At 65.9% G+C, this 18,759-nt stretch carries 20 protein-coding genes; 11 read left to right on the forward strand and 9 right to left on the reverse strand.

Features of this window, described 5'->3' with window-relative positions; all coding sequences use genetic code 11:
- The first annotated feature begins 112 nt into the window (after nt 1-112).
- The 7 genes from RT662_RS11745 to RT662_RS11775 all read left to right on the forward strand — a co-directional run bounded on the left by RT662_RS11745 (nt 113) and on the right by RT662_RS11775 (nt 4,322).
- The gene (locus tag RT662_RS11745) at nt 113-529 is read left to right on the forward strand and encodes a M67 family metallopeptidase (RefSeq protein ID WP_313670892.1); all 417 of its coding nucleotides are present in this window, start codon (nt 113-115) and stop codon (nt 527-529) included.
- On the forward strand, nt 529-780 hold the full coding sequence (locus tag RT662_RS11750; RefSeq protein WP_313670893.1) for a cold-shock protein: 252 nt from the start codon (nt 529-531) through the stop codon (nt 778-780). The genes RT662_RS11745 and RT662_RS11750 overlap by 1 nt, the downstream gene beginning before the upstream one ends.
- Nucleotides 780-1,316 (forward strand): hypothetical protein, encoded by a 537-nt coding sequence (locus tag RT662_RS11755; RefSeq protein WP_313670894.1) that lies wholly within the window; start codon nt 780-782, stop codon nt 1,314-1,316. The genes RT662_RS11750 and RT662_RS11755 overlap by 1 nt, the downstream gene beginning before the upstream one ends.
- A 98-nt stretch (nt 1,317-1,414) precedes the next feature.
- The gene (locus RT662_RS11760) at nt 1,415-2,224 is read left to right on the forward strand and encodes a phasin family protein (RefSeq protein ID WP_313670895.1); all 810 of its coding nucleotides are present in this window, start codon (nt 1,415-1,417) and stop codon (nt 2,222-2,224) included.
- Between the two features lie 181 nt (nt 2,225-2,405).
- Complete coding sequence (gene clpS / locus RT662_RS11765; protein ID WP_409530170.1) at nt 2,406-2,762, forward strand: ATP-dependent Clp protease adapter ClpS; 357 nt, start codon at nt 2,406-2,408, stop codon at nt 2,760-2,762.
- Nucleotides 2,763-2,833: 71 nt separating this feature from the next.
- Complete coding sequence (locus tag RT662_RS11770) at nt 2,834-3,532, forward strand: SDR family NAD(P)-dependent oxidoreductase (RefSeq protein WP_313670896.1); 699 nt, start codon at nt 2,834-2,836, stop codon at nt 3,530-3,532.
- Between the two features lie 85 nt (nt 3,533-3,617).
- Nucleotides 3,618-4,322: a pirin family protein gene (locus RT662_RS11775; protein ID WP_313670897.1), complete on the forward strand. Its 705-nt coding sequence runs from the start codon at nt 3,618-3,620 to the stop codon at nt 4,320-4,322.
- On the opposite strand, the gene RT662_RS11780 is transcribed toward RT662_RS11775, so the two are convergent.
- Nucleotides 4,319-5,701, reverse strand: a complete 1,383-nt coding sequence (locus RT662_RS11780) for a deoxyribodipyrimidine photo-lyase (RefSeq protein WP_313670898.1) — start codon at nt 5,699-5,701, stop codon at nt 4,319-4,321. The two genes, RT662_RS11775 and RT662_RS11780, sit on opposite strands and share 4 nt — an antisense overlap.
- Nucleotides 5,702-5,775: 74 nt before the next feature.
- On the opposite strand from RT662_RS11780, the gene RT662_RS11785 reads away from it, so the two are divergent.
- A complete protein-coding gene (locus tag RT662_RS11785) occupies nt 5,776-6,639 on the forward strand; it encodes a D-amino-acid transaminase (RefSeq protein ID WP_313670899.1) in 864 nt (287 codons plus the stop codon).
- A 36-nt stretch (nt 6,640-6,675) separates the two neighbouring features.
- On the opposite strand, the gene RT662_RS11790 is transcribed toward RT662_RS11785, so the two are convergent.
- The 8 genes from RT662_RS11790 to RT662_RS11825 are packed head-to-tail and all read right to left on the reverse strand — an operon-like array spanning nt 6,676 to nt 14,196.
- On the reverse strand, nt 6,676-7,236 hold the full coding sequence (locus RT662_RS11790) for a periplasmic heavy metal sensor (RefSeq protein ID WP_313670900.1): 561 nt from the start codon (nt 7,234-7,236) through the stop codon (nt 6,676-6,678).
- A complete protein-coding gene (locus RT662_RS11795; protein WP_313670901.1) occupies nt 7,233-7,580 on the reverse strand; it encodes a hypothetical protein in 348 nt (115 codons plus the stop codon). The genes RT662_RS11790 and RT662_RS11795 overlap by 4 nt, the downstream gene beginning before the upstream one ends.
- A complete protein-coding gene (locus tag RT662_RS11800; RefSeq protein ID WP_313670902.1) occupies nt 7,577-8,155 on the reverse strand; it encodes an RNA polymerase sigma factor in 579 nt (192 codons plus the stop codon). The genes RT662_RS11795 and RT662_RS11800 overlap by 4 nt, the downstream gene beginning before the upstream one ends.
- Before the next feature lie 21 nt (nt 8,156-8,176).
- Nucleotides 8,177-9,115, reverse strand: coding sequence for a histone deacetylase (locus tag RT662_RS11805; protein WP_313670903.1), 939 nt, complete (start codon nt 9,113-9,115; stop codon nt 8,177-8,179).
- Nucleotides 9,112-11,691 carry an aminopeptidase N gene (pepN, locus tag RT662_RS11810; protein ID WP_313670904.1) on the reverse strand — a complete coding sequence of 860 codons (2,580 nt, stop codon included), beginning with the start codon at nt 11,689-11,691 and terminating at the stop codon, nt 9,112-9,114. The genes RT662_RS11805 and pepN overlap by 4 nt, the downstream gene beginning before the upstream one ends.
- Before the next feature lie 48 nt (nt 11,692-11,739).
- Nucleotides 11,740-12,120 carry a hypothetical protein gene (locus tag RT662_RS11815; RefSeq protein ID WP_313670905.1) on the reverse strand — a complete coding sequence of 127 codons (381 nt, stop codon included), beginning with the start codon at nt 12,118-12,120 and terminating at the stop codon, nt 11,740-11,742.
- Entirely contained in the window at nt 12,117-13,106 is a 990-nt protein-coding gene (locus RT662_RS11820; protein ID WP_313670906.1) for a phosphotransferase family protein, read from the reverse strand. Before RT662_RS11820 ends, RT662_RS11815 begins: the two co-directional genes overlap by 4 nt.
- Nucleotides 13,096-14,196, reverse strand: a complete 1,101-nt coding sequence (locus tag RT662_RS11825; protein ID WP_313670907.1) for a hypothetical protein — start codon at nt 14,194-14,196, stop codon at nt 13,096-13,098. The genes RT662_RS11820 and RT662_RS11825 overlap by 11 nt, the downstream gene beginning before the upstream one ends.
- A gap of 126 nt (nt 14,197-14,322) precedes the next feature.
- On the opposite strand from RT662_RS11825, the gene RT662_RS11830 reads away from it, so the two are divergent.
- From RT662_RS11830 to RT662_RS11840, 3 genes are read left to right on the forward strand one after another with little or no spacing between them, the layout of a single operon-like run.
- A complete protein-coding gene (locus RT662_RS11830) occupies nt 14,323-15,504 on the forward strand; it encodes a M48 family metallopeptidase (protein ID WP_313670908.1) in 1,182 nt (393 codons plus the stop codon).
- Nucleotides 15,505-15,550: 46 nt separating this feature from the next.
- A complete protein-coding gene (locus RT662_RS11835) occupies nt 15,551-16,357 on the forward strand; it encodes an SDR family NAD(P)-dependent oxidoreductase (protein WP_313670909.1) in 807 nt (268 codons plus the stop codon).
- A complete protein-coding gene (locus RT662_RS11840) occupies nt 16,354-18,627 on the forward strand; it encodes a xanthine dehydrogenase family protein molybdopterin-binding subunit (protein ID WP_313670910.1) in 2,274 nt (757 codons plus the stop codon). The genes RT662_RS11835 and RT662_RS11840 overlap by 4 nt, the downstream gene beginning before the upstream one ends.
- Nucleotides 18,628-18,759 lie beyond the last annotated feature (132 nt).

The raw sequence follows: 18,759 nt of genomic DNA on the forward strand, positions 1-18,759 counted from the left end.
CTGTACAGCGGCACGGCTTCCGCCAGCGCCTTGTCCAGACGCTGGCCGGCCGCCGTGGCCGGCAAGGTGATCAATATCGACTTTTCAGCCCCCATAGCCTAGCGATGTTGGCATGAAGTTGCAGATATCAAGCGGGGATCGGCAGTTTTTGCTGGATGCAGCATTGGCCTCTCCGCAAACGGAAGTGTGCGGGCTGTTGCTGGGGCAAAACAAGGATGGGACGAACCGGGTGGAAACGCTTGTGCCGGCCCGCAATGTAGCCGCCGATCCGGCGCGCAGTTTCGAGATTGATCCGGCCACGCTGATGGCCACGCACCGCGCGGCGCGGGGGCAGGGCCGCCAGGTGATCGGCCACTGGCACAGCCATCCCAATGCCCGCCGCGAACCTTCCAGTCGTGACGCCGCCCGCGCCACGGAAAATGGCCAGATCTGGCTGATCATCGCTGGCGGCGATGTCACTGCCTGGGTACCGCATGCCATTGGTCCCGGTCCGGCCACATTCCAGCCCATCGCCATCGAGGTGACATGATGGCCAGTGGCGAAGTGAAGTGGTTTGATGGCAAGAAGGGCTATGGCTTCATCACGCCGGATCTGGGGCCGCGTGATGTGTTCGTGCATGTTTCGGCGGTGATTGCCGCCGGGCTGGAGCGGTTGCAGCCAGGGCAGCGGCTGGATTTCGAACTGGCGCAGGATGGCGATGGTCGCCTCATCGCGCTGGGCCTGATGATGCGAGACGATGGCGGGAACAAGGATCCTTCCGCCGAACCGGGGGTGGTGTGATGAGTGACTTGAGCCATTGGGTGGTACGCTGGCTGTGTCATGATCTGGCAACGCCGATTGCCAGCGTGATGACCGCCAGCGAACTGCTGGACGATGTGAAGCCCGATGCCGAAATCAACGAGTTGATCATGTCGGGTGCGCAGCGGTTGACCGGGCGGCTGCGGCTGGTGCGCCTCGCGCTGGGCGCCGGCGAGAACGCCATGGCCGGCGCTCCGCTGGGCCGGCTGGTGATGAACGGGCTGGATGGCACCAGCGTTGATTGGCAATTTTCCGGCGATGCCATCGATGGCATGGCGCCGCTGGTGGCCGGCTGTGCCATGTTGGTGGCTGATCTGAACCGGATGCGGGCGCTGGTGGTCACGCATGATGGGGTGGAGGTGCCGCAGGGCTGCACCTGGCCCGATTCGGTGGCCGCGGTGTTTGCCGGCAGCCCGGCCAGCGACAACCGCAGCGCCGTGGCGGCGATGCTGGTGGCCACGGCCGCACGCGCCGGCAAGACTCTTTCCAGTGATGACAAGGGGTTGCGCTGGAGCTGATCGCCGCCGGCTGAAATTATGCTGCACTGCAACATCGGACCCCTTGAATCCGGTGCGGCATCTGCATATGTTGCATTGCAGCAAAGCCGGAGACGCAGATGACCGCCAAGACCTCAGCGCCCAAGTCCAAACCTGCCGCCAAGCGTGCGCCGGTGAAGGCAAAAGCGCCGGCCGCAGCGGCGCCCGCACCAAAGGCTGAAGCCCAGACCATCGATTCTGCGCCGGAACATGCCGTGGCTGAAGTGGTGGTTGAAACTGCCGCGGCGCCGGCGCCGGAACCTGGGGTGGCCTCTGCCGCTGCCCGGGTGCCGTTCACGCCGGAACCTGCCGATGTGGCGCCAGTCGCGGCTGTCGCTCCGATTACCTCCACTTCTCCCTCTCACGATTCCGCACGAAAGGAACCGAACATGGCCACAGCCTTTGAAACCACCCAGGACACTGTCCGCTCTGCCGTTACCCAGCTCAACACCCAGGCCGAAACTGCGCTCAGCAATGGCAAGGCTGCCATGGAGCAGGTGACCGCCAAGTCGAAGGAAGCCGTCGAAGCCAGCCTGAAGAGCATGGACGAGATGACCGAGATGACCCGCGCCAATGTCGATGCGCTGATGATTTCGGCCAAGGCCGCCACCACCGGCGTCGAGCAGCTGATGGCGCACCTGACCGAAGCGTCGAAGAAGTCGTTCGAAGAAACCTCGGCCATGGTGAAGACCCTGGCTTCGGCCAAGACCCCGAACGATCTGATGCAGCTGCAGAGCGAATTCGCCAAGACCCAGTTCGACGAAGCCGTCGCCCAGTACAGCAAGATGACCGAAATGATGGTCAAGCTGGCTGGCGAAGTGATGGAGCCGATGCAGAACCAGATGGCACTGGCCACCGACAAGCTGAAGTCGGTCTGGACTGCCAAGTAAACGCACCGCCCGCCTTTCGGGCTGCATGCAACTGCAAGGGGTGAGCGGCCGGCATGGCTGCTCGCCCCTTTCGCTTGGCCCCAGTGTGACGGCAGCCATGTGACGGCAGCGCCCCTTTTTTCGCCGGCATTTTTTGCTATATAGGGGTGGATTGCTCCCCTTTCCTCCCGGATTACCCTTGATGCTGTCTGGACTTGAGCCGCGCATGACTGATGAAGAGCGCGACGCTGGCGGCGGCGGCCGCACCGGCGTGGGCCTCGCGGCCAAGCCCGAAACCAAGACGGCCAAGCCAGCGCTGTACAAGGTGCTGATGCTGAACGACGACTATACCCCGATGGAATTTGTGGTGCTTTGCCTGCAGCGCTTTTTCAAGATGAGCATCGAGGATGCAACCCGGGTGATGCTGCATGTGCATCAGCGCGGCGTGGGTGTGTGCGGCATCTTCACCTATGAAGTGGCCGAGACCAAGGTGAACCAGGTCATCGATTTCGCCCGTCAGCACCAGCATCCGCTGCAGTGCACGATGGAAAAGGAATAATCGGGTCGAAGGAATAAGCTGCGACCACGCGGCCCCTGCCCTCTACACCGGCCCTGCGCCATGACCGGGGCATGAACCTTCTCCCCAGTTTCCAGCCCGGCCTGCATGCGCTGATCGTCGGCGCCACCGGCGGCATTGGCAGCGCCTTTTCCGATCTGCTCGATGCCGATCCGGCCGTGGCCCGTGTGACGCGCTGGAGCCGATCGGGCGGCGTTGACCTTGCCGATCCTGCCAGCATCGAGGCCGCCGCTGCTGCCCTGACCGCTCCGCCCGATCTGGTGTTCATCGCCACCGGCATGCTGCACGGTGACGGTTTGGCGCCTGAAAAGGCCAACAGCCAGCTTTCCGCCGAAGCCCTCACCACCGCCTTTGCCATCAACGCAATCGGCCCGGCGCTGGTCGCCCGCGCGCTGCTGCCGCTGATGCCGAAGGGCCGCAAGACGGTGCTGGCAGCGCTGTCGGCCCGGGTTGGCTCGATCAGCGACAATCGCTTGGGCGGCTGGCACAGCTACCGCGCCTCCAAGGCGGCGCTCAACCAGCTGATCCACACCATGGCCATCGAGCAGGCGCGGCGCAGCCCGGAACAGATCCTGCTCGCCCTGCATCCCGGTACGGTGGATTCCGGCCTGTCCAAGCCGTTCCAGAAGGGCGTGAAGACATTGTTCACAACGGAGGAGTCCGCACGTCATCTGCTGCGGGTGATCGATCAGGCCACGCCATCACAAACCGGCCTGCTGCTCGACTGGCAGGGCGAAGTCATTCCGTTCTGATATGGCTGCTGCGACCCATTCGCATCTGGCACATCGCGCAAGCCTCCCCATATCGGCGACAACCACTCCAAGCGGAGACACAGACATGCCCACCTATCTGCACCGCAAATCCGAAGACCGTGGCCGCGCCGACCATGGCTGGCTGAAGGCAACGCACAGTTTCTCGTTCGGCCAATATCATGATCCCAGGATCATGGGCTTCCGCGCCCTGCGGGTGATCAACGAGGATCGCATTGCCGGCGGCGGCGGCTTCCCCACCCACCCGCACGACAATATGGAGATCGTCACCTACATCCTTGATGGCGCGCTGGAGCACCGCGACAGCATTGGGAGCGGCGCCGTGATCCGCCCCGGCGAAGCCCAGCGCATGAGCGCTGGCACCGGCATTCGCCACAGCGAGTTCAACGCCAGTGCGACCGACCAAGTGCACCTGTTGCAGATCTGGCTGCTGCCCAACCAGCGCGGCATCGCGCCGGGTTATGAGCAGAAGACGCTGCCGGCGGTGGCAGACGGGGAAACGCGGCTGGACATCGTGGCCGCGCCGGATGCTCCCGAAAGCGCCGTGACCATCCACAGCGACGCCAGCATCACCCGTGCCGTGCTGGCGCCGGGCGGCGCGCTAAGCGCCCCAGTCACGCGCGGCCATGCCTGGGTCCAGGTGGCGCGCGGCAACCTGGTGGTGGACGGCCATGCGCTGAAGCAGGGCGACGGCCTGGCAGTGAAGGATGCCGCCGCGCTGGCACTGTCGTCAGACGAGGGCGCGGAAGCGCTGGTGTTCGATCTGGCTTAACCCGCTTTCACGGTCGCCCACGCTTGTAGCGCGCGGGCACGGGCGGCCTCGTGATTGACGATCGGCGCCGGATAATCGCGGCCCAATTTCACGCCGGCGCGGATCAGCGCAACCCCGGCGTCCCACGGTGCGTGGATCAGATCGTCGGGCAGTTTGGCCAGTTCCGGCACCCAGCGGCGGATGTAGCCGGCGGCGTCGAACTTGGCGCTTTGGCCGATGGGGGCGAAAATGCGGTTGAAGGGCGATGAATCGACGCCCGATCCCATCACCCACTGCCAGCCCTGCGCGTTGCTGCCGTAATCGGCATCGACCAGGCAATCCCAGAACCAGCGTTCGCCGTGCCGCCAATCGATAAGTTGGTGCTTCACCAGGAAGCTGGCCGTTATCATGCGCACCCGGTTGTGCATCCAGCCCGTAGCCCACAATTGCCGCATGCCGGCATCGACAATGGGATAGCCGGTCTGGCCGTGGCACCAGGCATGAAGGCCGGCGGGATCGTCGATGAACGGGAAGCGGGCAAAGGCTTCGCGGTTGGGCGCGTCGCCATGATCGGGGAATTGTTCGATGATGTTGGCGGCAAAATCGCGCCAGCCCAGCTCGCGCAGATAAGGCTCGGCCACGCTCTCACCCACCGCATCGGCGATCACGTGCCAGGCGGTGTTTGGGGAGACTTCGCCCAGCGCCAGATGCGGGGACAGGCGCGAAGTGCCTTCCACGGATGGCAGGTTGCGCGCAGCGTCGTAGCGGGCGGCACGGCGGGCAAAATCGGCCAGCCGCGCCGCGGCTCCGGCTTCACCCGGCTGCCAATCCGCGAAACCGCCCGACCAGTCCGGCGCCGTTGGCAGCAGGCCCCAGCTGGCGAGATCGTCGCTGGCGATGCGGCCCACATCGGCCCAGCGCAAATTGGGGACCGGCAAGGGGCGCGGCGGTGGCATCTGTTCCAGCAGCTTCTTCCACCACGGCGTGAAGATGCGATAGCGCCCCCCGGTGCCGCTCAGGATGCTCTCCGGCGCTGCCAGCGTGACGCCGAGATGTTCTGTGACTGGGCCGGCTTCCGCCACCTGCACAGCCGCCCAGGGTTCATGATGGATCAGCGTGTGCACCTCGGCGCGCAGTTCTGCCGCCAGAGCCTGCACGATCGGCCCGGCGCGGCCACGGCGCAGGATCAACTGGCCGCCGAGCTCGGCGATGCTACGCGACAGGCTCACCAGGCTGTGATGCAGCCACCAGCGCTGCGCTGCACCCATCCGCCACGCGCCCGGCGTCTCATCATCCAACACGAACAGCGCCACGACAGGCCCACGTGCGGCAGCGGCGATCAGGGCGGCGTGATCGGCGAGGCGCAGATCGTTGCGGAACCAGACAAGCTGGATGGTCATCGTGTCTCTCTCGACAATCAGGAGGGTCAGCCGCTAGACGCTTCCGATCATCAAGTCACCGGGGTCGCAACACCATGCCGCAACTGGCCTATGTCAACGGGCGCATCCTGCCGCTGGCCGACGCCACGCTGCATATCGAGGATCGCGGCACGCAGTTTGGCGATGCCGTTTATGAAGTGTGCGCGGTGATGAACGGGCGCATCCTTGATTGGCAGCCGCACCTCGTTCGCCTGCGCCGCAATCTGGCGGAACTGGGCATCACGCTCGATATCGCCGATGGCCCGCTCACCCTTCAGGCGCGCCGGCTGATTGCGGCCAACGGCCATGCCGAATGCATCATCTACATGCAGGTCAGCCGCGGCACGGCGAAGCGCGATCATGCGTTTCCGGGCGCAGCGCCAGCCAATCTGGTGATGACCGTGCGGCGCTTTGATTTCGCCCAGCGTCTGCGTCAGCTGGAATCCGGCATTGCCGTCATCACCCAGCCCGACAATCGCTGGGGCCGCGTTGATATCAAGACCACCGGCCTGCTGCCCAACGTGCTGGCCAAGCAGGCGGCCAAGCAGGCTGGCGCGTTCGAAGCCTGGCTGGTGGCGGGTGAGACCGTGCGCGAAGGCAGCAGCACCAACGCCTGGATCGTGAAAGACGGCCGCATCATCACCCACCCCACCGGCACGGCGATCCTGCCCGGCATCGCGCGGGACAGCCTGATCCGGCTGGCACACGCGGCGCAACTGGTGGTGGAACAACGGCCGTTCACGCTGGCCGAAGCCTTGGCCGCCGACGAGGCTTTTCTCACCTCCACCACCGCGCCGATCCTGCCGGTGGTGCGCATGGATGGCACTGCGGTGGGGAATGGCCGAACCGGCCCGGTGGTGCGGCGGCTGGCCGAACTGGTTTGGAACGAAGTGGCCCGCCAGACGGGCTGGCGGGCCTGAGTTTCGCAGAGCTTGCGCCCTTTCAAGGCAGGGTGATCAGCCTTCCATCGGTTGTGCAGTCGGCGCCGGCAGCGGGCGAGGTTCACCGGTGCTGCGAAGAGGGCGAACGCGGTCACGCCAGCCTTCCATGCGGCCCTTCATCCGCGCCTTCATGGCGCGGCTGTCGGTCACGAAGGCCTTGCGGTCTTCGGGGCTGAGCTTCTGGAAAGCGGCAAGCATTGCAGCCTGTCGCTGCTGGCGGGTGGCATCGGCCAGGGTGCGCTCCTCCTCCATGGCGCGCTTGACGGCGCCGGCATCGAAACGCTCGGCCTCCAGCGCGGCCAGCATCTTCTCACGCGCGGCTTCCACCTTCTGGCGGTCGTCACGGCGGTTGCCGCCGGCCATCATGGCCTCGCGCATGATGGCGCGTCCCGCCTCGCTCATGGAGGGGAACATGCCCATGTGACGGCCCATTTTGGCGCCGGCACCGTGATGAGGGGCAGCATGGTGGGGTGCAGCAGCCGGAGCCGGCGGCGCGGGCGGCGCCGATTGGGCAAAGGCGGGGGCGGTGATCAGGGGGGCGGCGATCAACGCCGCCAGCAGCAGCTTGCGGATCATATCAGGTCTTCCTCGGCAGCCGTCGGCGTGAAAACATAGGCAAAGGCGGCATCCGCCTCGGCCGCGCCTGCCCCGGCCGACGGCGGGGCTGCAGCAACTTCGATTGGGGTGGTGGGGGCAAAACGATCAGACAGGCCGATCCAGCCGCCAACTGCGACCACCAGCGCCAGGCTGGCAGCCATCAAGGCCGGACGCCAGGCGGGGGCCGCGCGGCGCGGTGCATCGCGCAACTGCGGCTGCGCCAGGATGGCGGCAACATCAACCGACGCACCTTCCATCGGCGCTGCGGCCCACTGGCCAAGCAGCGCATCCAGATCGGTTTCGGGGGTTGAGACGGCGGTCACGAGAGTGGGCTTTCGTTCATCAGGGTTCGCAATTCATTACGGGCGCGGCCGAGCAATCCCTCGACGGCCTTGGCGGTGGTGTCCATCTGATCGGCGATTTCGGCCATGCTGAGCCCGTCGCCATGAAACAGGCTGAGCGCCAGGCGCTGGCGCGGATTGAGGCGGGCCATCGCCCGTTCCAGCCTTGCATGGCCATCGGCGCGGATGGCAGCGGCTTCAGGATCAGGGCGGTGATCGGCCAGTTCGGCAGCGGCATCCAATGGCTGCACCGGGCGGATGGCGCGGCGGCGATCAAGGCAGAGATTGACAAGGATGCGGCGGAACCAGGCCTCAGCCGAACCACGCGCCGGATCGAAGCGGGGCCCATGTGTCCACAGCCGGGTGAAGGCCTGCTGGCAGACATCTTCGGCCCCGGCCCGGTCGTTCAGCGTTCGAAACGCCAGCGCCAGTGCCGGGCGTTCGAGCAGGCGCACCAATTGGGTGAAGGCGGCGCTGTCACCCTGCGCCACACGCAACATCAGCACCGTCGCCAGAGTGGCGGCGGGAGGAGATGATCCGGGCGCTGGTGCTTCCATCTTCACATTGGCCTTACGCGATCAAGCGGCGGCATCCCTCGCAGCGGTGCTCCATGCCTGCCAGCTGGCACTGAGCGCCAGCGCATGGCGCCGGGCAACATCGGCCGGATCAATGGCATAGCCGCCGCCCAGCGTGACGGCCAGCGCCGCCCCGGCCCGCGCCGCAAGCCGGGCCACCAGCGCCTCGCGGGCGGCGAGGCCGCCATCCGTCAGCGCAAGCCGGCCAAGCCGGTCGTCTTGGTGCGGATCAACGCCGGCCTGGTGCAGTACCAGCTGCGGCCGATGCCGGGCGAGCAGCGCGCTGAGCGCCGGTTCCAGCGCCGCCAGATAATCCGCATCGCCGGTGCCATCGGGCAAGCCGATATCGTGGGTGGAGCGGGCCTTGCGCACCGGGAAATTCTTTTCGGCATGGATGGAGAGCGTGATGATGTCACAACGCCCGGCCATGATGTGAGCGGTGCCATCGCCCTGGTGCACATCGCAATCGACGATCAGGATGCAGCGTGCCTGTCCCTCTGCCACCAGCCGGTTGGCAGCGATGGCGAGATCATTGGTGACGCAATAACCGGCGCCGCCATCCGGCCCGGCGTGATGGCTGCCGCCTGCACCGTTGGCAGCCCAGCCGTGGGCGAGAGCGTGCAACGCCGCCGCGTGCGTGCCGCCGGCCACCAGCCGGGTGCGGCGGGCGACGGCGGGGGTAACAGGCAGGCCAATGCGGCGTTCAACTTCGGGCGGCACGCTGGCTGAGAGCACGGCATCGACATAGGCCGGATCATGGACGGCATGCAGCCATTCCACCGGCATCAGTTCAGGATCGAGCGTTGCCACCCTTTGCCCGCGCGCCGCCAGTGCCGGCAGCAGGAGCGCATATTTCGACATCGGAAACCGATGCCCCTGCGGCAGCGGCGGCGCGTAATCGGGGTGGAAGAACAGCGGGAGCGGCGGCGCTCCGTATGTCATGCCAGCGCCCGCGACGCCATTTCCAGCACGTCCTTCGACATGCCGGCAGTGCCGGCGATGCGTTCCAGTTCGCCGCGCATCATGGCGCTGCGGGCCGCATCGAACCGGCGCCAACGGCCCAGCGGCACCGCCAGGCGGGCAGCGCTCTGCGGGTTGACCCGGTCCACCGCGATCAGCTGATCGGCGAGCAGGCGATAGCCGGCGCCATCGGCATTGTGGAACCAGCGTTGATTGGCCGCAAAGGCCCCGATCAGGCTGCGCAGGCGGTTGGGATTGACGATGGTGAAATCGCGGTGGCCGATCAGCGCCTTCACATTGCCCAGCACATCGGGCCGGTTGGCCAGCGCCTGCACGCTGAACCATTTGTCGATCACGTCGGGATTGCTGGCAAAACGCTGGTGGAAATCGGCCAGAACGACTTCGCGCTCCGGCGACGAACTGTTCACCAGTGCCGTCATCGCGCCCATGCGATCGGTCATGGTCGCGGCCGTGTCATATTGGCGGCGGGCGGCGGCAAAGGCCTGATCAGAACCGGCGCTGACCAGATAGCCCAGCGCGACATTGGCCAGCCGGCGCGCGCCTTTCGCTTCGGGCGAGAGCGCCGCGGGATCCGGAGCCAGCGCTGCCATGGCTTGCGCATGGGTCTGCCACCACAGCTCTTCCAACCCTCGCGCGATCGCCAGGCGCGCGGCATCACGGCGGCGGTGGATGGCCTCCACCTCCACCAGCTCGGCCGAATCGCCGATGAACGCCTCGGTCGGCAGCAGCACCGCCTCACCCTTGAAGGCGGCATCAAGGCCGGGATCCAGCAGCGTTCCACGCACCGCCGTCACCAGCTCGGCCGGATCATCATCGGTGGAGAGCACCGACAGGGCCAGGCGCTGGAACGCTTCCCAACGCGCGAACGGATCATCATCATGAGCGGCCAGGAACGCGAGATCGGCGCGGGCCGTTTGCGCTTCCACCACCACCGGCGCCGAAAAACCGCGATTGAGGCTGGGCAGCACCGGTTCGGCGACCGCGTCGAAGGTGATGTGGGTGACAGCCTCTTTCAGCTGCACCACCAGTTCTTCGCCGATGCGCTTGCCGCTGCTGCGACCGATCAGCGCCACGCGGAACGGCATGTGCATGATCATCTTGTGCGGCTGGCCCGGCGTGGGGGCCAGCGACTGGCGCAGCGTCACTTCCACACGGCCACCCGCCTGGCGCAGATCGACAGTAACGCGCGGCGTGCCGGCCTGTTCATACCAACGGCGGAACTGGCCCAGCTCGACGCCATTGGCATCTTCCATTGCCTTCACCCAATCCTCGCAGGTGACGGCCTGGCCATCGTGACGCCCGAAATAGAGATCCGCGCCGCGCCGGAAGCCTTCGACCCCCAGCAGCGTGTGCAGCATACGGATCACCTCAGCGCCCTTGTTGTAGATGGTCGCCGTGTAGAAATTGGCGATCTCGACATAATGATCGGGGCGGATCGGGTGCGCCAAGGGCCCGGCATCTTCGGGGAACTGCACGGCACGCAGCGCCCGCACATCATCGATGCGGCGCACCGCGGCGCTGCCCTGATCGGCGCTGAACTGCTGATCGCGAAAGACGGTGAGGCCTTCCTTCAGGGACAGCTGGAACCAGTCGCGGCAGGTGACGCGATTGCCGGTCCAGTTATGGAAATATTCATGCGCCACCACACCGGCCACGGCATCGAAATCCTGATCAGTAGCGGTTTCGGTATCGGCCAGAATATATTTGGAATTGAAGATGTTGAGGCCCTTGTTCTCCATTGCGCCGGCGTTGAAATCGGCCACGGCGACGATATTGAACTCGTCCAGATCATATTCGCGGCCATAGACACGCTCATCCCAGTCCATGCTGGCCTTCAGTGCCGCCATGGCGTGGGCGCAGCGCGGCACGTCGGCCGCCGCCGTCCAGATGGCGAGCTTCACATGGCGGCCGCTGGCGGTGATGAATTCATCTTCCAGCGCGCTCAATTGCCCGGCGACCAAAGCGAACAGATAGGCCGGCTTGGGCCAGGGGTCGGTCCAATGGCTTTCGTGGCGGCCACCGGGCAGATCAGCGGCCGCGCCGCGATCACCGTTGGACAGCAGCACCGGGAATTGCGCCCTGTCCGCCTCCAGCCGCACCGCGTAGCGCGACAGTACATCAGGCCGATCCGGGAACCAGGTAATCGATCGGAAGCCTTCAGCCTCGCACTGCGTGACCAGCCTTCCCTCGCTGGCATAAAGCCCCATCAGCCGCGTGTTGCGCTGCGGGTGGATGACGACATCAGTTTCCACCACTGCGCTGTCACCATTGATCGCCAGCGTGAGCGTGTCGCCATTGGGATAGGCCAGCACGGTTTCACCATCGACACGGATCGCCGTGGTTTCCAGCGCATGGCCATCCAGCACCAGCGGGCGATTGTGGGTGCCATTGCGCTGCACGACGAGCCGCGCCTTGACCACGGTGCGCACAGCATCCAACCGGAAATCAAGCTCCAACTGCGGCACCAGCCAATCCGGCTCGCGATAATCCGTCAGGCGCACTTCGGCCAGCGGCGGGTTGGTTCGGGCATCAAGCATGCACCCATGGTGCGCGAAAGGGGTACCAAGGGGAAGCGGTTTCTGGCGCTACTCCACCGGAACGGGCGGCGGCAGCATCAGCCCGGCCAGCACCTGCCATTCGGCAGCGGCTTCGGCTTTCAGCAAGGCCAGCGCCTGTTTGTTGCCAGCGGCCAATAACGTGCCCAGCGCCGCCGCGCGGGTGTCACGATCATCCGCCGCTGCACCGACGAGCAGCCGGGCAGCATCGACGCAGGCGACTTCGCGGGCAGGCCTGGCGGCCGCTTCCGCCGCCGCGATCATCAGAATCAGGGCCGATGTTGCCGCGGTGCCGCTGGCATAATTGGCATCGGGTGCACCAGGTTGGCCAAGCAATTGCAGGGCCGGCGCGACTTCCTGTCCTTGCGCGTTGGCCAACGCGGTGAGCAGGGCGGGAAGCGGCAGGCTCATGAGCACGCCTCCAGTGACTGCGCCAGCGTGAGTGTGTGGAAACGATAGGGGATGGTGCCGGCGAACATCAGCACCGGATCATGGCTGCGGCCATCGATGATCTCCCGAGCGGCACTGATCCAGATCACCAGCCCCTGCACCTGCGCAAACAGTCGCCACCAGCGCCAGCTTGCCGGGTTCAGCCTCAGGCCGGAGGCGGCTTCCCACGTGGCAATTGCTTCGGCCAGCGGCAGCGTGGCAGCGGGCCGGCCGGAGAAATTCGACCACAAGGGATCACAGGCCCAGGCCAGATCCTCGTGCGCGTCGCCGGGGTGGACCATTTCCCAATCCAGCACGGCCAGCAGCGTTCCCGCTCCGTCATGAAGGAAATTGCCGGAGCGATAATCGCCGTGGACGATGGAGATGCGCTCCGGCGGCGGCGGCAGATTGGCGGAGAGCCAGCGAAAGCCGGCATCGAGCAGCGGTTCCGGGCGGAAAACATCGGCGTCAAAGGCCGCCTTCCAGTGCGCCAGCCGCGCCGGTGCAGCATCAGCCGGCGCCATGGCGGGCAATCCCGCCTTGCCCGGATCTTCGGCGTGGATGTGGCCCAGTGCGGTGAAGAATTGCCGACCGATGGCGGCCGCGTGCTCGCCATAAGGTTCAGGTTCGAGCAGGCCGGCGGCGGCCCCGCCAGGCACTTCGCGCATGAGAAAGCCGGGGGAACCAAAGCTTTCCGGGCCTTCGTCGCAGAACACGGGTTCGGGCACTGGCACGTCGGTCCCGGCGAAACACTGGATGGCGCGATATTCGGCCAGCCGGTCGGTCTCGATCAGGCTCGACGGCGGATCGCGGCGCAGCACCAGAGCCTCGCGCCGGCCAGACGGGGCGATGGCATCAAAGCGATAGGTCTGCCGCGCCGAACCACCGTGGAAGCGCTTGAGGCCGGCGATGCTGACCGGCTCCCCCCAGCGTTCTGACAGGAATCGGGCGAGATGCTCAGCCGGCAAGGTCGAACAGGTCCTTGAAACCCGACGGTGCGTGCGGGCCGATCGCGAGTTGCTCGAACAGGCCGCGCCCCACGAGCGGAGCCGCACCGCCGATCGACAGGCTGGCCTCGCTCAGGCCCTGCACATGCGCGTTCATCGGGTTGGCCGGATCGACGCCGGCCAGATGAAGCACCTCGTGTGCAACCACGTCAGGCCCCTGGAACATGCCGTGCCCGCGCACCGGGTGGCCATAACCGATGCCGCGCATCATGAAATTCTCGCCGATGCGGAAATCCACCGTCACCGGCCGGCCATCCTGCAAACGCGCCTCCAGCCGGGCGGCGCCGGCGTGGCGGCTGCCGGGGCGGAAGGCCAGCGCCATGCGTGGGTCTTCCAGCGGGAATTCGGCACCGTCCTTCAGGCGCACCAGCACCCCGGCGCGGTTCCACGGCCGGCCATGTTCATCGTCGTTGCTATGGAAGAACAGGTGCCAATCATCAAAGGCAGTGGGCGTCCACAGCCAGAAGAATTGCGGCGGGATTGCCGGCTGCGGGGTTTGCGGATCGGCCGCGCCAATCGGGCGTACGCCCCAGCTACGGTCACGGGTGCCGCGCCAGCCAGTGAGATCATGCGCCACGCCGGCGGCGCTGATCTGCCCGCTCCACTGGCCGCCCTGGGTCATGCGCGTCACGTCCATGATGGTGCGGGTGCCGATGCGGCGGATGAAACGCGGTTCCAGGATCGGCGCGGCGCGGCCGGTGAAGAGCAGTTCCCCGGCGATGCCGGTGTCGTTGGGCGCAATGCCAAGGCGCAGTTTTTGCAGCGGTTCAACCACCTCCAGCGTGACCGGGCCAACGCGCAGATCCATGCGCTCGCCATGCAGAATACGGCTGGCGAACAGGCTGTGCTGCTGGCCACCCGCCAGCACAGAAACCGCGCAATCGATGATGTTGAGGTGCGGGTAGATGCCCATCGCCACGCCCACCACCGCGCTGCCATCCGGGCTTTGCGCGCTGAAGAAGTAACGGTCGTAGAAATTGCGATCCGTCCCCGAAACCGCGATCGGCTCCGGGGTCTGGTGGATGGGATAATCGTCGGCGCGGCTGAGCATGTGCGGATGGTGGCATGGCTGCGGAGTGCGGCAAGCTGTGCAAAAGCGGCGGGTCAGCGGTGTGGCCGCGGCACAAGCTTGTCTCTCTGTATTGTTCATGCAATACAGATACCAACAGGAGACAGCATGGCATTTGATCCGGAACTGGCCACACAGGCCTATATGGCGACCCTGAAGGGCGCGGCGCGGGCGCAATCCGATGCCTATTTCGAGGGTGGCTACTGGCTGAACCTCGCCGAATTTCTCGTCACGTTGGTGGCCAATCTGATCGTCTTGCGCCTGGGCTGGGCGGCGCGGCTGTCGCGCTGGGCGCGCAGCAAGGCGGGACCGTTGCTCGCCGCTTTCCTGTTTGCCGTGCCCTATCTGCTGCTGATCACCATCATCACCGCGCCCTATGTCCTCTACACCGATTTCTTCCGCGAACATGCCTATGGCCTGTCGAATCAAGGCTTTGCCGAATGGGGCGGCGAGCAGCTGATCTTCATTGCGGTCGATACGCTGCTGGCGGCGCTGCTGTGGATGGGCGTGCACGCAGCAATTCGCCATTTCCCGCGCAATTGGTGGCTGGGCGGCGCCGGCTTGACCATCGGGGTGATGATGGTCACGATCACGCTGGCGCCGGTCTATCTTGATCCGCTGTTCAATGACTACACCCCGCTGCCCGATGGCCCGGTGAAGACCGAGGTGCTGAAGCTGGCGCGTGCCAATGGCGTGCCGGCCGACAATGTCTATCTGGTTGATGCCAGCCGCCAATCGGATCGCATCTCCGCCAATGTCAAAGGCCTGTTCGGCACCACCCGCATCGCGCTGAACGACAATCTGATGAAGCAGGACATTCACGAAATCCGCTCGGTGATGGCGCATGAGCTGGGCCATTATGTGCTCAATCACATGTGGAAACTGATCATCACCGTTGCGCTGCTCATCGCGGTCAGCCTGGCGCTGGTGGCAGTGGGCACACCGTGGCTGCTAGCGCGCATTGGCGGGCGCTGGGGGATCGAGGGCATGGCCGATCCCGGCGTGCTGCCGGCGCTGACCATCGTGATCAGCATTGTGTTTTTTCTGGGCACGCCGATCACCAACACAATGATCCGCGTGCAGGAACAGGAAGCCGATGTTTTCGGCCTCAATGCCGCCCGCGCGCCCGATGGCTTTGCCCGCATTGCGATGAAGCTGTCGCAATATCGCAAGATCGAACCCGGCCCGTGGGAAGAGGTGATCTTCTTTGATCATCCCAGCGGCCACACCCGCGTGATCACCGCCATGCGTTGGAAGGCGGAGCATCTGGACGCACCGGACATCAAATAGGCCGGCAGCGCTGGCGCCTGCCCGCGTCGTGGCCTAGACAGGTGCCATGCATCTGCTGGTTCTTGGCCTTGGGTACAGCGCGGGTATGATCGCCAAAGCCGCGCAAGCGGCGGGCTTTGCGCTGACTGCGGTGCGCTCGCGCCCCGGCCCGGGTGTGCTCACCCTGGACAGTCCGGAATTGCCGGGCGTCATCGCCAGCGCCACACACATCTTGTCTTCAGTGCCGCCCGCCAGTGACGGCAGCGATCCGGTGCTGGTCGCGCACGGCGACGCACTGGCCAGGGCCCCGGCGAAATGGATCGGCTATCTGTCCTCCACCGGTGTTTATGGCGATGCCGGCGGGGCCTGGGTTGATGAAAGCGCGCCCCGCCAGGGCCGTCGCGGCGGGCGCAACCTGGCTGATGAGACTTGGGAGGCGCTGCACCCCCAATCCCGCGTGTTCCGCCTGCCCGGCATCTATGGCCCCGGCCGTTCCGCACTCGATCGGCTGCGCGCCGGACCGGTCGCCCGCATCGATCTGCCGGGCCATGTGTTCAGCCGCATCCATGTTGACGATATTGCAGGCAGCGTGCTGGCCAGCATGCACGGCGGCCCGGCGGGCATCTATAATATCGCCGATGATCTGCCAGCGCCGGGCGAAGCGGTCACGGCGGCGGCCGCACGGATGCTGGGGATGGTGCCCTCCCCGCTGATTCCGCTGGAACAGGCCGCTCTGTCACCGATGGGCCGCGCCTTTTATGCCGAGTGTCGCAGGGTGGCCAATGGCCGCATGAAAAGGCAGCTTGGCTATTCGCTGTTATACCCCGATTATCACGCCGGCCTGTTGGCCTGCCTTGAGGAGTCTGCCCCATGAAGTTCGGCACCGGCCAATCGGTCACCCGCGTCGAGGACGCCCGCCTGCTCACGGGCCAAGGCCGTTTCACCGATGATCTGTCGCGGCCGGGGATGCTGTATGGCGTTACCCTTCGCAGCCCCCATGCCCATGCCGAAATCAAGGATATCGACATCGCAGCCGCGCTGGGTGTGCCGGGTGTCGTGGCCGTCTATACCCACAAGGATATCGAATCGTACGGCCCGATCCCCTGCCTCGTGCCGCTGTCGGGCGATGTGAAGACGCCGCGCGTGCTGCTGGCCGATGATCGGGTGCGCTTCGTGGGCGATGGCGTTGCTTTCGTCGTCGCCGAAACCCGCGAGGCGGCCCGCGCCGGTGCCGAAGCCATTTATGTGGACTATGAAGAGCTGCCCGCCGTCGCCAGCATCGCTGCCGCGCTGGCTCCCGATGCATCGCTGATCTGGCCGGAAGCCAAATCGAACAGCCTGTTCGATTGGCAGGTTGGGGATGGCGCCGCCGTGGAGGCCGCCATTGCCGGCGCTGCGCATGTCACCCGCCTCAATATCCTGCAGAACCGTATCGCCCCCACCTCGATGGAAGTGCGTGCCGCGCTGGGCGAGTATGATGAAGCCGAAGGTTTTACGCTGACCACCGGCAGCCAGGGCGTCGCTTCCATGCGCCGCGAGCTGGCCAAGGTGGTGCTGCAGGTGCCTGTGGAACAGGTGCGGGTCGTCACCCACGATGTTGGCGGCGGCTTCGGCATGAAGAGCTTCCTCTACCCCGAATATGCGCTGTGCCTGCATGCCGCCCGTCACTTGCGCCGCCCGGTGAAGTGGACGGGTGAACGCAGCGACGCCTTCCAGACCGATACCCACGGCCGCGCCATGGAGTCCGAAGCCGCGCTGGCGCTTGATGCGCAGGGCCGCATCCTGGCGCTGAAGGTCGAAACCTGGTCCGATCTGGGCGCCTATCAGGCGCAGTTCGGCCCGGCGATCCAGACGATGGCCGGCGGCCGCATCATGGGCGGCGTCTATCGCATCCCGGCCATCCACAATCTGGTGCACGGCGTTGTCACCAACACCACGCCGGTCGATGCCTATCGCGGCGCCGGCCGCCCGGAATCGGCCTATATCATGGAGCGGCTGATCGAAGCGGCCGCGCGTGAAATCGGCATCGGTGTTGACGAGATGCGCAGCCGCAACCTGCTGCTGCCGGCCGAACTGCCGCACGAAAACGGCCTGGGCCTCACCTTCGACATCGGCAATTTCCCCGCCGTGCTGGAACGCGCCAAGCAGGTGGCCGATTGGGCCGGCTTCGCAGGGCGCAAGGCGGAAGCCGCCAAGCGCGGCAAGCGCCTTGGTCGCGGCATGGCCTATTATGTCGAAATCGCTGGCGGTGGCGGCACCGAGGAACATGCCGATGTGCGGGTTGCGGCCGATGGCACCATCGAAATGTCGGTCGGCACCCAATCCAACGGCCAGGGCCATGAAACCGTCTATGCGCAGGTCGCTGCGGCGAAACTCGGCGTGCCGATGGACCAGATCCGCATCGTGCAGGGCGACACAACCCGCATGGAGGTGGGCGGCGGCACTGGTGGCTCGCGATCGATGGCGTTCGGCGGCGGCGCCGTGCTGGTGTGTGCCGACGACATGATTGCCCGCGGCACTGCGCTGGCCAGTGAAGATCTGGGCAGCGACGTCGATTACAGCGATGGCCTGTTCAAGGCGCGCGGCAGCAATGCCACGCTGAGCTGGGCCGAACTCGCCAGCCGCCACCCCGGCGCATTGGATGGCCGCAGCCGGTACACCACCAAGGAATCCAAGCCCGCGCCCACCTTCCCCAACGGCTGCCACATCGCCGAGGTGGAGCTGGATCCGGATACCGGCATGATCGCCGTCACCCGGTACAGCCTGGTCGATGATTTCGGCGTGCTGGTGAACCCGATGCTGGTGGAAGGCCAGATCCACGGCGGCATTGCGCAGGGGCTGGGCCAGGCGGTGCTGGAAAATATCGTTTATGACGAAGCCGGCCAGCTGATCACCGGCAGCCTGATGGACTATGGAATCCCGCGCGCCGACGTGATGCCGCCGGCGGTGGCCTTCGAAACGCTCAACACCCCGTCGCCCACCAACCCGCTGGGCGTGAAGGGCTGCGGCGAGGCCGGCACGATTGGCGCCATGCCATCGGTGATCAACGCCATCATCGATGCACTGGATGGCCAACAGGTGGAGATGCCCGCGACGCCGGAGAAACTCTGGCGGCTGGCACAGGCGCTGCCGAAGGCCGCGTGACACACCAGAAAGAAGGAAGGCCGTCGTCCCTGCCCGGGTCGACGGCCTTCCGTTGGTTGATCGGCCCGGCGTCACCCCCCGCAGGATGGGTGGGAGACGGAGGATGCAGTCCGGTCGACAACCAACCCCTGA

This window comes from Sandarakinorhabdus sp. (assembly GCF_032115815.1).
Taxonomy (GTDB): Bacteria; Pseudomonadota; Alphaproteobacteria; order Sphingomonadales; family Sphingomonadaceae; genus Sandarakinorhabdus.